Origin of the sequence: Streptomyces changchenzhani, assembly GCF_039766235.1 — a bacterium.
GTDB lineage: Bacteria > Actinomycetota > Actinomycetes > Streptomycetales > Streptomycetaceae > Streptomyces.
Window position 1 is genome coordinate 65,539 of the sequence record NZ_JBDHNH010000017.1, and the last position, 13,405, is coordinate 78,943.

Genomic DNA, 13,405 nt, shown 5'->3' on the forward strand with positions numbered 1-13,405 from the left:
GGCACCCCGGGAAGGGCCCCGGGCCCAATTCCAGCCTCGTACGGTGCCCCTATATCCCGCGATCCCAGCCATCCGGCGCTTGAGGACCGGGAGCGGCACGGGGAACCCGCCGCACCCACTCCACGCCGACATCCCCACCCCGCCCTTTCAGCCACGTACGGTGCCTGAGGACCGGGACGGGGACGCGGGCGGACCACGTCCCCCCACCCCGGCCGACTTTCAGCCCGTCCGGCGTCTGAGGACCGGGACCGGCAACGTAGGCGGGCAACTTCCATCCCACCCCGCCACTCCAGCCGTCCGGCGCACGAGGCCCGGAACCGGCTCGTGGGCGGGCAGCTTCCTCCCACCCCAGCCCCAACCCACCCCGCCACTCCAGCCGCCCGCCGTTTGAGGACCGGAACCGGCACGTGGGCGGGCAGCTCCCTCCCACCCCGCCCCATCCCACCCCGGCCACTTTCAGCCGTCCGGCGTTTGAGGACCGGGGTCTGGGGCGGAGCCCCAGTTTCGGGAAGGGGCGGGTAGGGGACAGCGCCGCAGGCAACCCACACCCCCACCGGCCCGCACCCGCACGCCACGCCCAGCCCCGCACCCCCACGCCACCCCACGCCAAAGGGGACGCACCCGCACGCCCCCTCCACCCGCCCTACGCCACGCAACCCACCGAGCTACGCCTTGAAGCGGTCCGGCCCCTCGTCCCGCATCTGCTCCGCTTCCTCACGCGCCTTCTCCTGCGCCTCGCTGCGACGCTCGGACGCCTCGTCCCTCACGTCGTCCCTCACGTCGTCCTTCGCGTCGTCCTTCGCGCCGCCTGCGGCCTTCTTCGCCTGCTCCGCAAGCTCCTGCGCCTTGTCCTTGAACTGGTCTGCGATGCCCATGAGGTTCACTCCTAGACGGGATGTGAGGGGGTACTGGGGACGGCCGAAGGGCGGGGGCGATCACACCGCCCACCCTCGGGCCTCGACCAGACTGACACGCCCCGACATTCCCCGCATTTCGATCAATAACGCTGCGTACGCGCCTTCTCGTCCGCCTCGCCGCCCGCCCCCACAAGCCCCCTGCTGACACTGGCCAGCCGCGGCTCGAACCGCTTCATCTCACGCTGGCCCACCGCTCCGATGACGGCGGGCAGATAGCCGCGTACGGACTGCATCCCCCGCAGCCACCACTGCGCGTACACGTGCGAGGACCGGCGTTCGATGCCCGCGACGATCCGGTCCACCGCGGGACCCAGCGGGTACGTCCGGTTCGAGGGCCACGGCAGCCGCTGCCGCAACTCCCGCATCACATCGTCCTGGTCCGCACCGCGCACCATGTCCGTGTCGGTCCACGACAGATAGCCGACCCCGACCCGCACGCCCCGGTAGCCGACCTCCGCCCGCAGACAGTGCGCGAACGCCTCGACCCCCGACTTCGACGCGCAGTACGCCGTCATCATCGGCGCCGGCGTGATCGCGGCCAGCGACGCGATCTGGAGGAAGTACCCCCGGCTCTCCATGAGCACCGGCAGGAACGCCCGCCCGGTGACCGCCCCGCCGATCAGATTGACCTCGATGACCCGCCGCCACGCGTCGGGATCGGAGTCGATGAACGGTCCGCCCGAGGCGACTCCCGCGTTGGCGACCACGATGTCCACCTTGCCGAAGCGTTCCTTCACCTCCTGCGCGACCCGCGCCATCGCCACATGGTCGGTGACGTCCGCGTACCAGTAGTCGCTCTCGCTGTGCAGCCGCTCCGAGACCCGCTTGAGCTCTTCCGGCTCCAGCCCGACCAGTGCCACATTTGCCCCGCGCGCCGACAGCTTGCGGGCCAACTGCTCGCCCACGCCCCGCGCCGCCCCCGTGACGACCGCGACCTGTCCCTCAAGACTCTGCCTGCTCATACGACGTCCTCCTTCTCACTACAGACACGGTCGGCGCCGCTCACATCGACGTACGCCGTAACAAGCTCCCGGAGCTTCGCCGTGACAACCTCCGGCGCCTCCACCGGCGTCATGTGCCCGACGCCGGTGAGCTCGGTGACCCCCAGCGAATGCGGCAGCGCCGCGGCGATGGCCCGCGCGTGCAGGAGCGGCGTGAGCCGGTCCGCGGCGCCCGCGACGATCGCGGTGGGCACCCTCAACTCCCGTACGCCCGCTTCGAGATCGAGCTCCCCCAGCACATGCGACCAGGCCACTCGCGCGGCCCGGGGACAGGCGTGCACGATACGGGCGCACCGCGAAACCCGGTCCGACGCCGTACCGGGGCCCATGGTCCCGTACTTGAGGATCTTCCTGGAGAGCGGCGTGACCGGCCCGAGGGGAGCGCGGGCCCCCAGAATCGCCCGGGTGATGCGCGTGCGCACGCCCCCGGCGCGCATTGGCAGGATGAGCGACTCCGCCACCAGCCGCGAACTGCCCGTACTGCAGAGGAGAACGGCCGCGGCGTGCTCCTCGAATTCGGGCCTCCCCGCGGCGGCCATCATCGTCATCCCGCCCATGGAGTGCCCCGCGAGGAGGGCCTTCTCACCGGGGGCGAGCGCGCTGGCGAGGACCGCTTCGAGGTCGTCGGCGAGGGCTTCGGTCGTGTAGCCGCCCCGCGCGACGGCAGGCGTACGCCCGTGCCCGCGCTGGTCGTACGCGATCACCCGGTACTCACTGGCGAGCGCCCTGATCTGCGCGTCCCAGAAGAGCGTCGAGCAGGTCCACCCGTGCGCGAGCACGATGGCGGGCGCACCGTCGGGCCCGTGCACCTCCACATGCAGCCGGGATCCGTCGGCGGACACGGCGGTCAGCTCACGCGACGGAATCAGCACTCCACCGCCACCACCCGTCAGCAGCCGGCTCATGCCACCGCCCCCTTGACCGACTTGTCCGAGGCCTTGCCTGAATCCTTCGCGCCCCGGGCGGCCCGCGCAACCTCAGCGGCAGCCGAGACACCGGCGGACTCCGCGGCACGCACCCGCACGACCTCGTACTCCGCGAGATTCACTTCCCGGGTGGCCCGCCGGAACTCGCTCGGCGTGCCCGGCCAGATCGTGGTGTTGCGCCCATTGGCATCCAGGTACCAGCTGTCGCACCCGCCGGTGTTCCACACCGTGCGCTTCATCCGGTCCTGCACCCGCCGGTTCCACGCGTGCACGGCGGAGGCCCGCGCGCCCAGCGCGACCTTGCCGCCCAGGACGGACAACTGCCGCATGTAGTCGGCGAGATAGTTCAGCTGGGACTCGATCATCAGGATCATCGAGCTGTTCCCGAGGCCCGTGTTGGGGCCGATGATCGTCATCCAGTTGGGGAAGCCGGCCGCGGTCGCGCCGCGCAGCGACTCCATCCCGTCCTTCCACGCCTCGGCGAGCGTAATGCCGTCGGCGCCGACGACCCGGTCCGCGATCGGCATGTCGGTGACATGGAAGCCCGTACCGAAGATGATCGCGTCGACCTCGGTCTCGGTCCCGTCGGCCGCGACGACCGTCGACCCGCGCACCTCCTTGAGCCCGGAGGCCACCACGTCCACGTTGGGCCGGGCGAGCGCCGGATAGTACGAGCTGGACAGCAGGATGCGCTTGCAGCCGATCCGGTACGACGGTGTCAGCTTGGCCCGCAGCGCCGGGTCCTTGATGGCCTTGGCCATATTGGCCTTGGCTATGGACTCGACGGCGCCCAGCTGCCCCGGGTGCTTGGTGAACGCGGTGACCTGCAACTCCCGCAGCCCGAACAGGACCCCGCGCCGCGCCTTCCCGGTGAACGGCACGTTCCGGTGCAGCCAGCGCTCGGGCCCCGTGATCACCCGGTCCATCCGCGGCATCACCCACGGCGGCGTCCGCTGGAACAGCGTCAGCTTCGCGACGTCGGGCTGGATCGTCGGCACGATCTGGATCGCCGACGCCCCCGTCCCGATCATCGCGACGCGCTTGCCACGCAGATCGTAGTCGTGGTCCCAGCGCGCCGAGTGGAAGACCTTGCCGGGAAATCCCGCGAGCCCGGGGACGTCGGGCGTCTTCGGGTCCGACAGCGGCCCGGTGGCGGAGACGACCACATCGGCGGTCAGCACCCCGCCCGCGGTCTCGATCTCCCAGCGCAGCTCGTCGTTGTCCCAGCGCATCATCGTCACTTCGTGGTTGAGCCTGATGTGCGGCCGCAGCCCGAAGGTGTCCGCGACATGGTCCAGGTAGGCCCGGATGTGCCGCTGCCCGGAGAAGGTGCGCGGCCAGTCCGGGTTGGGCGCGAAGGAGAACGAGTAAAGGTGCGACGGTACGTCGCAGGCGCAGCCCGGGTAGCTGTTGTCCCGCCAGGTGCCGCCGACCGAATCGGCCCGCTCCAGTACGACGAAGTCGGTGATCCCCTCGCGGCGCAGCCGGACGGCCGCCCCGAGGCCACCGAATCCGGATCCGATCACCGCAACTCGTACGTGTTCGTGCTCGGCCATGCCGACGCCTCCCGCGCTCCGCGACTCCGCCAGCAATCACTGGCATGGTTGGGAGCGTAGAACAGCTGCGTACTGATGGGTAGGGGTCCGGCGACAGAAGTTACCGCCGGTGGTGCATAGGCTTCCCGAGTGGCATCAGGAGCAGCAGCACGCGAGTACCGCATGGAGGAGCTGGCCGGGGCGGCCGGCATCACGGTGCGCACCCTGCGCTTCTACCGGGAGCGCAAACTGCTCCCGCCACCGCGCCGCGAGGGCCGTATCGCCTGGTACGACGATCACCACCTGGCCCGGCTGCGCACCATCGCGGCCCTCCTGGAGCGCGGTCACACCCTGACCGGCATCGCCGACCTCGCCGCCACCTTCGAGAGCGGCCGGGACGTCGGCGAACTGCTCGGCCTCGGCGAGGACGCCGCCCCCGCCACCTGGAGCGAGGAGACCCCGGTCCGCCTCACCCCGGAAGCGCTCGCCGACTACTTCGCGGGCGAGGTCACCTCGGAGAACCTCGCCGCGGCGCTCGACCTCGGCTACCTGGGCACCGACGGCGACGAGCTCGTCCACATCAGCCGCCGGCTCCTCGACGTCTCGGCGGCCCTGGTGCGCGAGGGCGTACCGCTCGCCGCCGTCCTCGGGGCGGGCCGCGAGGTGCGCAAGCACACGGAGGCCATGGCCGAGCTCTTCACCGGCCTGGTCCGCGACCACATGGGAGCGGAGGCGACCGCCGATCCGGCCGCGTCCCTGGAACGGCTGCGCCCGCTCGCGAAGAGCGTCGTCGACGCCGAGCTGTCGATGGCCCTGGACCGCCTCATCCGGACCGCGCGGGCCAAAGCGCAAGAATGCGCGACCGGCTCACCGGAGGACCGTCCACGTACGGGGTATTGAGCCCAACTGCTTAGCCCGGCCGGGTGAATCGGGCGCCTGCCCCGGTACGTCGGGCAATTAAGGTCCGGGGCTATGACCTCAACAGAGACCGCTGAAACCCACCTGGACCCGGCCCACTTGGGCACCATCACCGTCATCGCCTGGGCCGGCGAGAACGTCGAGGACGGCCGCGACATGCCCTTCCTGCTCGCCTACTCACTGGGCGACGGCGCGGCCGGGCCCGAAGCCGGGCAGCAGGCCCTGCACCAGCTGCTCGCCACGTCCGGCCTGCCCGTCGGCGGCAGGATGCTCAACGGCGCCAGGGCGAGCGTGCCGGTGTCGGTCCTCGTCGAGGCCGGCAGCGCCTCGCTGACCATGGCGCACCTGAGCGCCCAGTGCCTGGTGCCCGAGGAGTGGTCGCAGGCGGCGCAGAAGCGCGGGCAGGTGCACTTCATGTTCACGACCCGCCCGTGGCCGCAGGGCGCGCCGGGTGTCGTCGTGTCGGAGGAGGACCTCAAGTCCTTCGTCGGCGACGAGGACACGATCACGGCCGCCGCGCACTGCCTCGTCCCCGTGAGCAGCCTGCGCAAGTAGCACCGCACAGCCCGGAACAGCCCTCAGGCCCCGCAAATGGAGTTCCGCCTGCGGGGCCTGAGGGCTGTTCCGGGAGGCCTGACCGGAGCGGAAGCGGCTGGTCTTCCGTCCGGTCGGCCGTCCTAACAGGGCTATCAGCCGTTGTGGGCACCGTTGGCCGAGAGGATCGGGATGTCGTTCAGGATGTGCGACAGCGGCTCGTCACCCTTGGCCTGGGTGGAGTTCTCGACGCACTGCTGGTTCTGCGGGGCCGACAGGATCGGGATGTCCTGGACCGCGATCGGGACAACGCCCACGAGGGAACCGAGGTTCGCCTTGGCCGGCAGACCGATACACGGCTTGTTCAGCGACCCCTGGATGAGGGCCATCTGGGGGCTCATGTCGCCCTCCGTGTACGCGTTGCCGTAGTGCTGCTCGGCGCCGTTGCCGCTCATCGACGTGGTGCCCATGTCGTCGCCCACGGCCATCGCCGGGGCAGCCGCGGCACCGACACCGATGATGGAAACTGCGACGGCAGCGGTAGCCATGACCTTCTTGATCACTTGAATCCTCTTTCCCATGTTGGACCCCGAGTTGAGGCTCACTGGCTCAACTCCGCAACGCGCGTTTGGTTCCGCTGCATCACTCAAATGGCGGCACGAATGGCAAAAGAGTTTACTTACGATTATCTCCCCGGCATCCGACCGCGGAAGCCGAACGGAAGCAGCGATATTTCCATTCGAGTGAACGAACGCAACCAATCGCGTTCTGGAAAGTTGAGCAAGACGCACAAACGCGTGTATCGGACTAACAAGGAAAACAAATGCTCAAGAAGATGATGGCCACGGCAGCCGTCGCTGCCTCCGTAGTCGGACTCGGCGCTGCCGCCGCCGCCCCGGCCATGGCGATCGGTAACGACATGGGCACCACGTCCTCGAGCGGCAACGGTGCCAAGCAGTCCTACGGCAACGCGCACACCGAGGGCGACATGAGCCCCCAGATGTCGCTGGTCCAGGGCTCGCTGAACAAGCCGTGCATCGGCCTGCCGGCGAAGATCAACGCGGGCTCCCTCGTGGGTGTCGTGCCGATCGCGGTCCAGGACATCCCGATCCTGTCGGCCCCGCAGAACCAGCAGTGCGTCGAGAACTCCACCCAGGCCAAGGGTGACGAGCCGCTGTCGCACATCCTCAGCGACATCCCGATCCTCTCGGGCAACGGCGTCGCGAACCACTGACACCTTTAGCGCCACCGGTACGACCAGCACATCGGCCTGGCCCCGGGAGTTTCCACCCGGGGGTCCGGAACAGCGCGCCTCTGACCATTGCGGCCAGGGGCGCGTCGCCATGTGACGAGAAATCATCCACGCCATATAGATTTGCTATTGCTCCATAGGCGTGGATTTCCCCGGCCGGCGGCCCTTCTCGGCGAAATGGACGCCATGGCATGCCAATATCGCCGAAAAGGCCAGCCTCCACCAGGATGTGTACTGATATGCACGCTGCCAAGAAGGCTGCTCTCGTCATCGCCACCGCCGGTCTCGCCGCTGGTGCCGCCGCGGGCTCCGCCGCCGCCGACAGCGAGGCCGCGGGTGCTGCGACCCACTCCCCGGGCGTCCTGTCCGGCAACCTGGTTCAGGTCCCGGTTCACGTGCCCGTCAACATCAGCGGCAACACCGTGAACGTCATCGGCCTCCTGAACCCGGCGTTCGGCAACGAGTCGACGAACGCCTGACTCGCCTGAACAAGAGTGAGGGGCCCCGAGGACGTGAGTCCGCAGGGCCCCTCACTCATGCTCCGGACCTCCGGACCGACGAATGACGGAGCCCCGGATGCGCTCCACACCGGTACGTGCGCAACCGGTACGTGCGTAAGCGGCGGGCACGGCCCCGGCGCCGAGTCGTCCGGGAATGCCAGAAGGCCGGCGTACGCGCTCCTGGCGCACATGCCGGCCTTCTGGCCATACTCCCGGCGCCGCGAGGCGCCGCCCCGGTCAGCCTCCGAGGGGCAGACCGCCGACCAGCGGAGCCGACTTGGTGGCGCCACCCAGCAGGTCCGTCGGCTTGCCCTGCTTGGCGGCGTTGACGTCGTGCGCGGTCTTCGTCACGGCGTTCAGCAGCGGCTTCGCGACCGGGCCGTCCAGCGGCTGGTTGGCGTTCACGGCGTCCGCCAGGGTCTGAACGCCGGTGTTCAGACTCATGGACCCCTCGGGGGCAGCCATGGCCGGAGAGACGGATCCCGCGGCCGCCGCCGCAGCGATCACCGAAACAGCAACGGCCGATGCGGCCTTCATGTACTTCATTGTTATTAATCCCTTTTTGTGGTGGCGTACTCCGCGACCTTGGCATCCCGTGACACTTTGATGCTGCTCTTCGATGTCACTGACACCATGGCTAACGAAGCCCTGTGCACAGGGAAACTGAATCGGCATGCCTTCTTGCCGATTCACTCGAATGCCCGGAACAAAAGCGTGATGGAGCGGATTCCGTGGAATCCGCTCCATCACCGCGTACGGGCGCCGGGGGCGCCGCGCGTGCTTCAGCTCTGCGTGCTCCGGCCGCGACGGGCCAGCAGCAGGCCGCCGCCGAGCAGGGCGGCACTGAGGGCGGCGGTGGCGCCGACCTGGCCGGCACCGGTGTGGGCCAGGACCGGCGGCTTGCTGTCGGCCTGGGGCGCGTGGGCCGGCGGCTTGTTGTCCATCGGGGGCTTGTTGTCCGTCGGGGGCTTGCTGTCCGTCGGGGGCGCGTCTACGGGCGGCTCGTCCGTCGGGGGCTCATCCACGGGGGGCTCCTCCGTGGGCGGCTCCTCCACCGGAGGCTGTTCCTTGGGCGGCACCGCGGGGCCGTTGGCGCAGTCGTTGCCCATCGTCGGGTTGAGGAGCGCCACGACGTCGACGGTGTTGCCGCACACGTTCAGCGGCACCTTGACCGGCACCTGTGCGTTGTTGCCGGATCCGACTCCCGGCGAGTGGCTCGTCTCGGACTGCGCGGTCGTACCCGAGGGGCTCCCGTGGTGACCGGAGCCCTCGTAGCCACCGGGGTTGCCGTGGTGACCGGAACCGCCGTGGTTACCGGAGCCGCCGCCGTGACCGGGGTTGCCGCCGTGACCGGGGTTGCCGTCGTGACCGGGGTTGCCGTGGTGGCCGGACCCGCCGTCGTGACCCGGGCTCCCGTGGTGGCCGGAGCCTCCGTCGTGGCCCGGGCTCCCGTGGTGGCCGGAGCCTCCGTGGCGGCCGGACGAGACGTTGGCGCACGAGTTGCCGATCGCCGGGTTGAGGAGCCCGACGACGTTGACCGTGTTGCCGCATGCGTTCACCGGCACGTGAACCGGGGCCTGCACATTGTTCCCGGAGAGCACCCCCGGCGAGTTCGTGGTCGATCCGTTGGCTTCGGCATCCGCGTGTGCATAGCCGCCGGACATTGCGAGAACACCGGAGGCAGCCGCCGCAGCGAAGACACCCCTGCTCAAAACTTGTCGCACTTTGCCGTTCCCTGTCTTCCATGCTTGCGGGCGAGCCGATTGCTCACACACGGAGATTTCAGTGGGCCCCCGAGCGCATGGCGTGCGCTCGGGGGCCAACTGGTTCAAACACTTAGCGGTGAAGCTGGGTGTTACTTGTTGATGCAGACGTTGCCGAACGCCGGGTTCAGCAGGCCGATCACAGAGACGGTGTTGCCGCACACGTTGATCGGCACGTGCACGGGGACCTGCACGACGTTGCCGGAGAGGACACCCGGGGAGTGGCTGGCGATGGCCTTGGCTTCGGCGTCCGCGAGGGCCGGGGAAGCGACACCGACGGCCATGAGCGAACCGGCGATGAAGGCGGCGGTCTTCAGGTACTTCATTGTTATTGAACCTTTCCGGCGACGACGCCCTACACAGCCACGTCCTTCGCGCTGCACGAGTCTGTTCTTCACGCCCGTAGCGTCGCCGTCGACATCGGTAACGATCCGATTCCACTGAGGAAACTCAATAAATGAAGCTATCTTTGCGCTTTCACCCGAACGCGGCACCGTCACGGTGCCGCGGCTCCGGAAACCGGGTATTGCCCCAACCCCGCGGACAGCTCTGTCGAGTCGGCCGAGACCTGCGGCGGGCCGCGGGAATCAGCGGGCCGCGGCCCGGGCGGCGTACCAACGGCCGTCGCGCTGTTGGGCGAGGTGATGGGCGGCGAGACCGTCCACGTGCCTGGTGATGGTGGCCGGCTGGTAGCCGACGACGCCGCTGAGCTCGTCGACGCTCGCTCCGGTGTCCCCGCAGGTCCTCAAGTGCTGCCAGGTGCGTTCGGCGGGGCGGCCGATGCCACCGGCCTGGACCGGCCTGAACACGGTCTCCTCGTCGCTGACGCCGCCGAGTTGGCCGACCGCGACGACCTCGGTGACCTCTGTGACGCCGGTGAAGCCGGTGTTGACAGCCTCGGCCGGCCTGGTCCTGGTGACCGGGCGCGGTGTGCGGTTGACCCGGCGGTGGCGACGGCCTTTCTGCTTGCGACCCTTCTGCGTACGACGCTTCTGCTCCATCGGCATGGGCTACTCCGTCCTGAGTGAGGGTGCCTGTGTGACGCGGACGCCGTGAGGTGCTCCTGCGCAGCGCAGGAGCACCTCACGGGCCGCGCCTGTCGGCGGGTGCGGTGTGACGGGACCCGGTCGCGCTACTTGGGTCCGGTGAGGTCGTCCACGTCCGCGAAACTTCCGTCCGCCACCACGGAACCGACGTCGGGGACGGAGATGGGCAGCCCCAACGGCAGGTCCGTCGAGTCGGCGTGGGCGGAGGGTGCGGGGGTGACGAGAGCCGCCACCACTCCGGCTGCGAGGGATGCGACAGCGGCCATGCTTCGTTTCTTCATGTCCTGCCAACGGCGGACGCGCCCACAAGTCACGGACATATCAAAAGACAACGCCGGGCCGGGGTGCGCGAAACCGTACGGGATGCCGCTGGAGCCCTCAGGACACGACGTCGAGGACCGGCTCGGACAGCGATCGGGCCTGTCGGGGCACCGACCTCAGGTAGTTGGCCGTCTCCAGTGGCTGGTCCGTGAAGAACCGCGCCGCCAAGTCCGCGACCTCGTCGGCCCGTTCCAGGACGACCCAGTGGTCGGCGTCCCGGATGGTGGTGAAACGACTGCTCTGGATGGTCGCCGCGAAGGCGCGCTGCCGTTCGGCGGAGGTCACGGTGTCGTGCTCCCCGGTGAAGACCAGCGTCGGCACACCGGACAGACCGCCGGAGAAGTCGGGCCGGTCCCCCAGCGAGCGCTCCAGCGAGTCCGCGGCGTGCGGCGAGTGCGCGACGGCGTGCAGCATGGACCGCCTGACGTACCGGAACGCGAGGTCCCTGCGGGTCACATGACGGTCCGGGTCGACACACATCAGCGCCTCGGCCACCAGTGTGGCGAAGCCCTCGGTGTCCCCCGCGGCCAGCCGGCCGGTGGCCCGCCGCCAGTGGGCCCGCTGCTCGTCGCTGATGTACGTCGGTACGCCGCCCAGGATCAGCCGGGCGATGCGCCGGGGGTTGCGCTGCGCGCAGCCGAAGGCCAGTGCGGCGCCGTAGGAGAAGCCGAAGAGATTGACCCGCGGTACGTCGAGATCGTCGATGATCTGGGTGACCGCGGTGCACAGGATCTCCGCGCTGGGGCCGGGGGGCAGCGGGGCCGCGGTGCCCATGCCCGGCAGGTCCGCGGTCACGATGCTCGCCGTCGGGCCGAGCCGGTCCTCCAGCTGGGGCCAGCCGAGCATGCCCTGCAGCGCGCCCCCGAGGACCAGTACCGGTTCGGTGAGCGCATCGGGCTGCCGCAGCACTCGGTAGGCGTAAGGCAGCCCGTTCACCGACAGGGATCGGACGACTTCCTCGGGCATGCGCCTCTTCCTTCTGGTGGTCTAGCTGGGTAGGAGGGTGTCATTTGGATCAGGCCGGGCTCGCGGGGCCTGATCCAAACGACACCCCCTAGGCCCGGGTGAGGACAAGTGCGGCGTTGTGGCCGCCGAAGCCGAGCGATGTCTTGACCGCGCAGTCGAACGCCGCGGGCCTGGCGGCGCCGCTGACGACCTCGATCGGGATCTGCGGGTCGGGCGTGTCCAGATTGACTGTCGGGGGGACGAGTTGGTGCTCCAGGGCGAGGACGGTCAGCGCGGTCTCGATGCCGCCGGCCGCGCCCAGCGTGTGGCCCGTCATTGCCTTCGTCGACGTAACGAGCGGATGCGCCCCCAGGGTTCGGTGCAGCATGGTCGCTTCGATCAAGTCGTTGAATACGGTCGAGGTGCCGTGCGCGTTGACGTGGCCGATATCGGACGCGACGACGCCCGCGTCGGCCATCGCGGTGCGCAGCGCACTCTCGATGCCCCGGCCCTCGGGGTCCGGCGCCACGGCCGAGTACGCGTCGCTGGAGGCCCCGTATCCGGCGATGTGGGCCCGGATGCGGGCGCCGCGCGCCCTGGCGTGCTCGGGGCGTTCCATCACGAGGAGGCCGGCGCCCTCGCCGACCACGAACCCGTCCCGGTCCGCGTCGAACGGCCGACAGGCCGCCGCCGGGTCGTCCCGCCGGGTGGACACCGCCTTCATCTGGCAGGCGCTGGCGATCAGCAGCCGCGAGCAGACCGACTCGGCGCCGCCGGCGACGACGATGTCGCAGGCGCCGGTCCGCAACAACTGGTGCGCGGTGCCGATCGCGACGGTGCCCGAGGAACAGGCGGTGGACACCGCGAGGCTCGGCCCGCGGGCGCCGATGTCCATGCAGACGCTGCTGGCCGCGCTGTTGACGACGGTCAGCGGGGCGAGCTTGGGCGAGACCCGGCGCGGGCCCTTCGCGGCGAGTACGGCGGACTGCTCGTCGTAGAAGGGCAGTCCGCCGTGGGCGGACCCGATGACGACCGCGACCCGGCCGCCGTCCCACACGGACGCGTCGAGCCCGGCGTCCGCGACGGCCTCGCGCGCGGCCACCACGGCGAGCTGGGAGAACCGGTCCATCAGCCGCTGCGCCGCCACCCCGAGGATCAGCGCGGTGTCGAGGTCGTCGATGCCGTACATGAAGTCGCACGGCAGGTCGCGGAGCTCCTCGCGCCGGGACACGGAGGTGGGCGCGGTTCCCTCGGTGACGCCCTGCCACGCGGCTTTGACCCCGACGCCCGCGGCGGTGACCAGGCCCAGGCCCGTCACCGCCGCGGTGAAGGGCTTTTGCGCGGGCGCCGTCACACGAGAATCTTGCTGTGTACGAGCTCGACGAGCTGACCGACGGTGTCCCGCGAGGTCAGTGCGGCGTCCCCGAGGTCGATTTCGAGGCGGTCCTCGATGAGGAGCCGCAATTCCTCCAGAGCCAGGGAGTCCATGCGCAGTTGATGGAGCGACACCTCGGGCTGGACGGCCGCGGGGTCGACTCCGAATTTCTGCACCATGAGCGTGCTGACTTCTACTGCCGCACTCACCATTCGGCACTCCTTCGCATTCGTACACGATGTTGCCAACCGCATGTTGGTGCGTACGTGTCGGCGAATCTGGCTGAGTTGAACGGCAACCTTTATACGCGCTCACTCGGACGGTCTCTTACATCGTTCGCTCGATGCGGTGAGTAATCGCTTCTGTGTACGA

The 13,405-nt window shown here is 69.6% G+C and carries 17 protein-coding genes; 4 read left to right on the forward strand and 13 right to left on the reverse strand.

The window, feature by feature from the left end; all coding sequences use genetic code 11:
• Window positions 1-665: 665 nt before the first annotated feature.
• From ABCR94_RS35615 to ABCR94_RS35630, 4 genes are all read right to left on the reverse strand, one after another.
• On the reverse strand, window positions 666-875 hold the full coding sequence (locus tag ABCR94_RS35615) for a hypothetical protein (protein WP_347125265.1): 210 nt from the start codon (window positions 873-875) through the stop codon (window positions 666-668).
• Window positions 876-997: 122 nt separating this feature from the next.
• Entirely contained in the window at window positions 998-1,879 is an 882-nt protein-coding gene (locus ABCR94_RS35620; RefSeq protein ID WP_347125267.1) for an SDR family oxidoreductase, read from the reverse strand.
• Window positions 1,876-2,823, reverse strand: a complete 948-nt coding sequence (locus tag ABCR94_RS35625; RefSeq protein WP_347125268.1) for an alpha/beta fold hydrolase — start codon at window positions 2,821-2,823, stop codon at window positions 1,876-1,878. The genes ABCR94_RS35620 and ABCR94_RS35625 overlap by 4 nt, the downstream gene beginning before the upstream one ends.
• Window positions 2,820-4,400: a flavin-containing monooxygenase gene (locus ABCR94_RS35630; protein ID WP_347125270.1), complete on the reverse strand. Its 1,581-nt coding sequence runs from the start codon at window positions 4,398-4,400 to the stop codon at window positions 2,820-2,822. Before ABCR94_RS35630 ends, ABCR94_RS35625 begins: the two co-directional genes overlap by 4 nt.
• Before the next feature lie 162 nt (window positions 4,401-4,562).
• Between ABCR94_RS35630 and ABCR94_RS35635 the strand changes: the two genes are divergently transcribed.
• Both ABCR94_RS35635 and ABCR94_RS35640 read left to right on the forward strand, forming a co-directional pair.
• Window positions 4,563-5,279 carry a MerR family transcriptional regulator gene (locus tag ABCR94_RS35635; protein ID WP_347125343.1) on the forward strand — a complete coding sequence of 239 codons (717 nt, stop codon included), beginning with the start codon at window positions 4,563-4,565 and terminating at the stop codon, window positions 5,277-5,279.
• Window positions 5,280-5,351: 72 nt separating this feature from the next.
• Window positions 5,352-5,852, forward strand: a complete 501-nt coding sequence (locus ABCR94_RS35640) for a DUF5949 family protein (protein WP_347125272.1) — start codon at window positions 5,352-5,354, stop codon at window positions 5,850-5,852.
• Between the two features lie 134 nt (window positions 5,853-5,986).
• Here the strand turns inward: ABCR94_RS35640 and ABCR94_RS35645 are convergent, their stop codons facing one another.
• Complete coding sequence (locus ABCR94_RS35645) at window positions 5,987-6,394, reverse strand: rodlin (protein WP_347125274.1); 408 nt, start codon at window positions 6,392-6,394, stop codon at window positions 5,987-5,989.
• 260 nt (window positions 6,395-6,654) lie between these two features.
• On the opposite strand from ABCR94_RS35645, the gene ABCR94_RS35650 reads away from it, so the two are divergent.
• Window positions 6,655-7,065, forward strand: coding sequence for a rodlin (locus tag ABCR94_RS35650; RefSeq protein WP_347125276.1), 411 nt, complete (start codon window positions 6,655-6,657; stop codon window positions 7,063-7,065).
• Window positions 7,066-7,322: 257 nt separating this feature from the next.
• Window positions 7,323-7,562, forward strand: a complete 240-nt coding sequence (locus tag ABCR94_RS35655; RefSeq protein ID WP_347125278.1) for a chaplin — start codon at window positions 7,323-7,325, stop codon at window positions 7,560-7,562.
• A 258-nt stretch (window positions 7,563-7,820) separates the two neighbouring features.
• Here ABCR94_RS35655 and ABCR94_RS35660 read toward each other — a convergent pair whose 3' ends face one another.
• The 8 genes from ABCR94_RS35660 to ABCR94_RS35695 form a co-directional block, all read right to left on the reverse strand.
• The gene (locus ABCR94_RS35660; protein WP_347125280.1) at window positions 7,821-8,129 is read right to left on the reverse strand and encodes a hypothetical protein; all 309 of its coding nucleotides are present in this window, start codon (window positions 8,127-8,129) and stop codon (window positions 7,821-7,823) included.
• Window positions 8,130-8,365: 236 nt separating this feature from the next.
• Complete coding sequence (locus ABCR94_RS35665; RefSeq protein WP_347125281.1) at window positions 8,366-9,307, reverse strand: chaplin; 942 nt, start codon at window positions 9,305-9,307, stop codon at window positions 8,366-8,368.
• Window positions 9,308-9,438: 131 nt separating this feature from the next.
• On the reverse strand, window positions 9,439-9,672 hold the full coding sequence (locus ABCR94_RS35670; RefSeq protein WP_347125283.1) for a chaplin: 234 nt from the start codon (window positions 9,670-9,672) through the stop codon (window positions 9,439-9,441).
• A gap of 261 nt (window positions 9,673-9,933) precedes the next feature.
• Window positions 9,934-10,353: a hypothetical protein gene (locus ABCR94_RS35675; RefSeq protein WP_347125285.1), complete on the reverse strand. Its 420-nt coding sequence runs from the start codon at window positions 10,351-10,353 to the stop codon at window positions 9,934-9,936.
• 125 nt (window positions 10,354-10,478) lie between these two features.
• On the reverse strand, window positions 10,479-10,658 hold the full coding sequence (locus ABCR94_RS35680) for a hypothetical protein (protein ID WP_347125287.1): 180 nt from the start codon (window positions 10,656-10,658) through the stop codon (window positions 10,479-10,481).
• A 112-nt stretch (window positions 10,659-10,770) separates the two neighbouring features.
• Window positions 10,771-11,679 (reverse strand): alpha/beta fold hydrolase, encoded by a 909-nt coding sequence (locus ABCR94_RS35685; protein ID WP_347125289.1) that lies wholly within the window; start codon window positions 11,677-11,679, stop codon window positions 10,771-10,773.
• Window positions 11,680-11,767: 88 nt separating this feature from the next.
• Window positions 11,768-13,012, reverse strand: a complete 1,245-nt coding sequence (locus ABCR94_RS35690; RefSeq protein WP_347125290.1) for a beta-ketoacyl-[acyl-carrier-protein] synthase family protein — start codon at window positions 13,010-13,012, stop codon at window positions 11,768-11,770.
• A complete protein-coding gene (locus tag ABCR94_RS35695; protein ID WP_521978586.1) occupies window positions 13,009-13,212 on the reverse strand; it encodes an acyl carrier protein in 204 nt (67 codons plus the stop codon). The genes ABCR94_RS35690 and ABCR94_RS35695 overlap by 4 nt, the downstream gene beginning before the upstream one ends.
• Window positions 13,213-13,405: the final 193 nt, after the last annotated feature.

Coding starts and splice junctions, on each gene's coding strand:
- ABCR94_RS35615 (WP_347125265.1), bottom strand. CDS start 875: ATGGGCATCGCAGACCAGTTCAAGGACAAGGCGCAGGAGCTTGCGGAG.
- ABCR94_RS35620 (WP_347125267.1), bottom strand. CDS start 1,879: ATGAGCAGGCAGAGTCTTGAGGGACAGGTCGCGGTCGTCACGGGGGCG.
- ABCR94_RS35625 (WP_347125268.1), bottom strand. CDS start 2,823: ATGAGCCGGCTGCTGACGGGTGGTGGCGGTGGAGTGCTGATTCCGTCG.
- ABCR94_RS35630 (WP_347125270.1), bottom strand. CDS start 4,400: ATGGCCGAGCACGAACACGTACGAGTTGCGGTGATCGGATCCGGATTC.
- ABCR94_RS35635 (WP_347125343.1), top strand. CDS start 4,563: ATGGAGGAGCTGGCCGGGGCGGCCGGCATCACGGTGCGCACCCTGCGC.
- ABCR94_RS35640 (WP_347125272.1), top strand. CDS start 5,352: ATGACCTCAACAGAGACCGCTGAAACCCACCTGGACCCGGCCCACTTG.
- ABCR94_RS35650 (WP_347125276.1), top strand. CDS start 6,655: ATGCTCAAGAAGATGATGGCCACGGCAGCCGTCGCTGCCTCCGTAGTC.
- ABCR94_RS35655 (WP_347125278.1), top strand. CDS start 7,323: ATGCACGCTGCCAAGAAGGCTGCTCTCGTCATCGCCACCGCCGGTCTC.
- ABCR94_RS35660 (WP_347125280.1), bottom strand. CDS start 8,129: ATGAAGTACATGAAGGCCGCATCGGCCGTTGCTGTTTCGGTGATCGCT.
- ABCR94_RS35670 (WP_347125283.1), bottom strand. CDS start 9,672: ATGAAGTACCTGAAGACCGCCGCCTTCATCGCCGGTTCGCTCATGGCC.
- ABCR94_RS35675 (WP_347125285.1), bottom strand. CDS start 10,353: ATGCCGATGGAGCAGAAGCGTCGTACGCAGAAGGGTCGCAAGCAGAAA.
- ABCR94_RS35680 (WP_347125287.1), bottom strand. CDS start 10,658: ATGGCCGCTGTCGCATCCCTCGCAGCCGGAGTGGTGGCGGCTCTCGTC.
- ABCR94_RS35685 (WP_347125289.1), bottom strand. CDS start 11,679: ATGCCCGAGGAAGTCGTCCGATCCCTGTCGGTGAACGGGCTGCCTTAC.
- ABCR94_RS35695 (WP_521978586.1), bottom strand. CDS start 13,212: ATGGTGCAGAAATTCGGAGTCGACCCCGCGGCCGTCCAGCCCGAGGTG.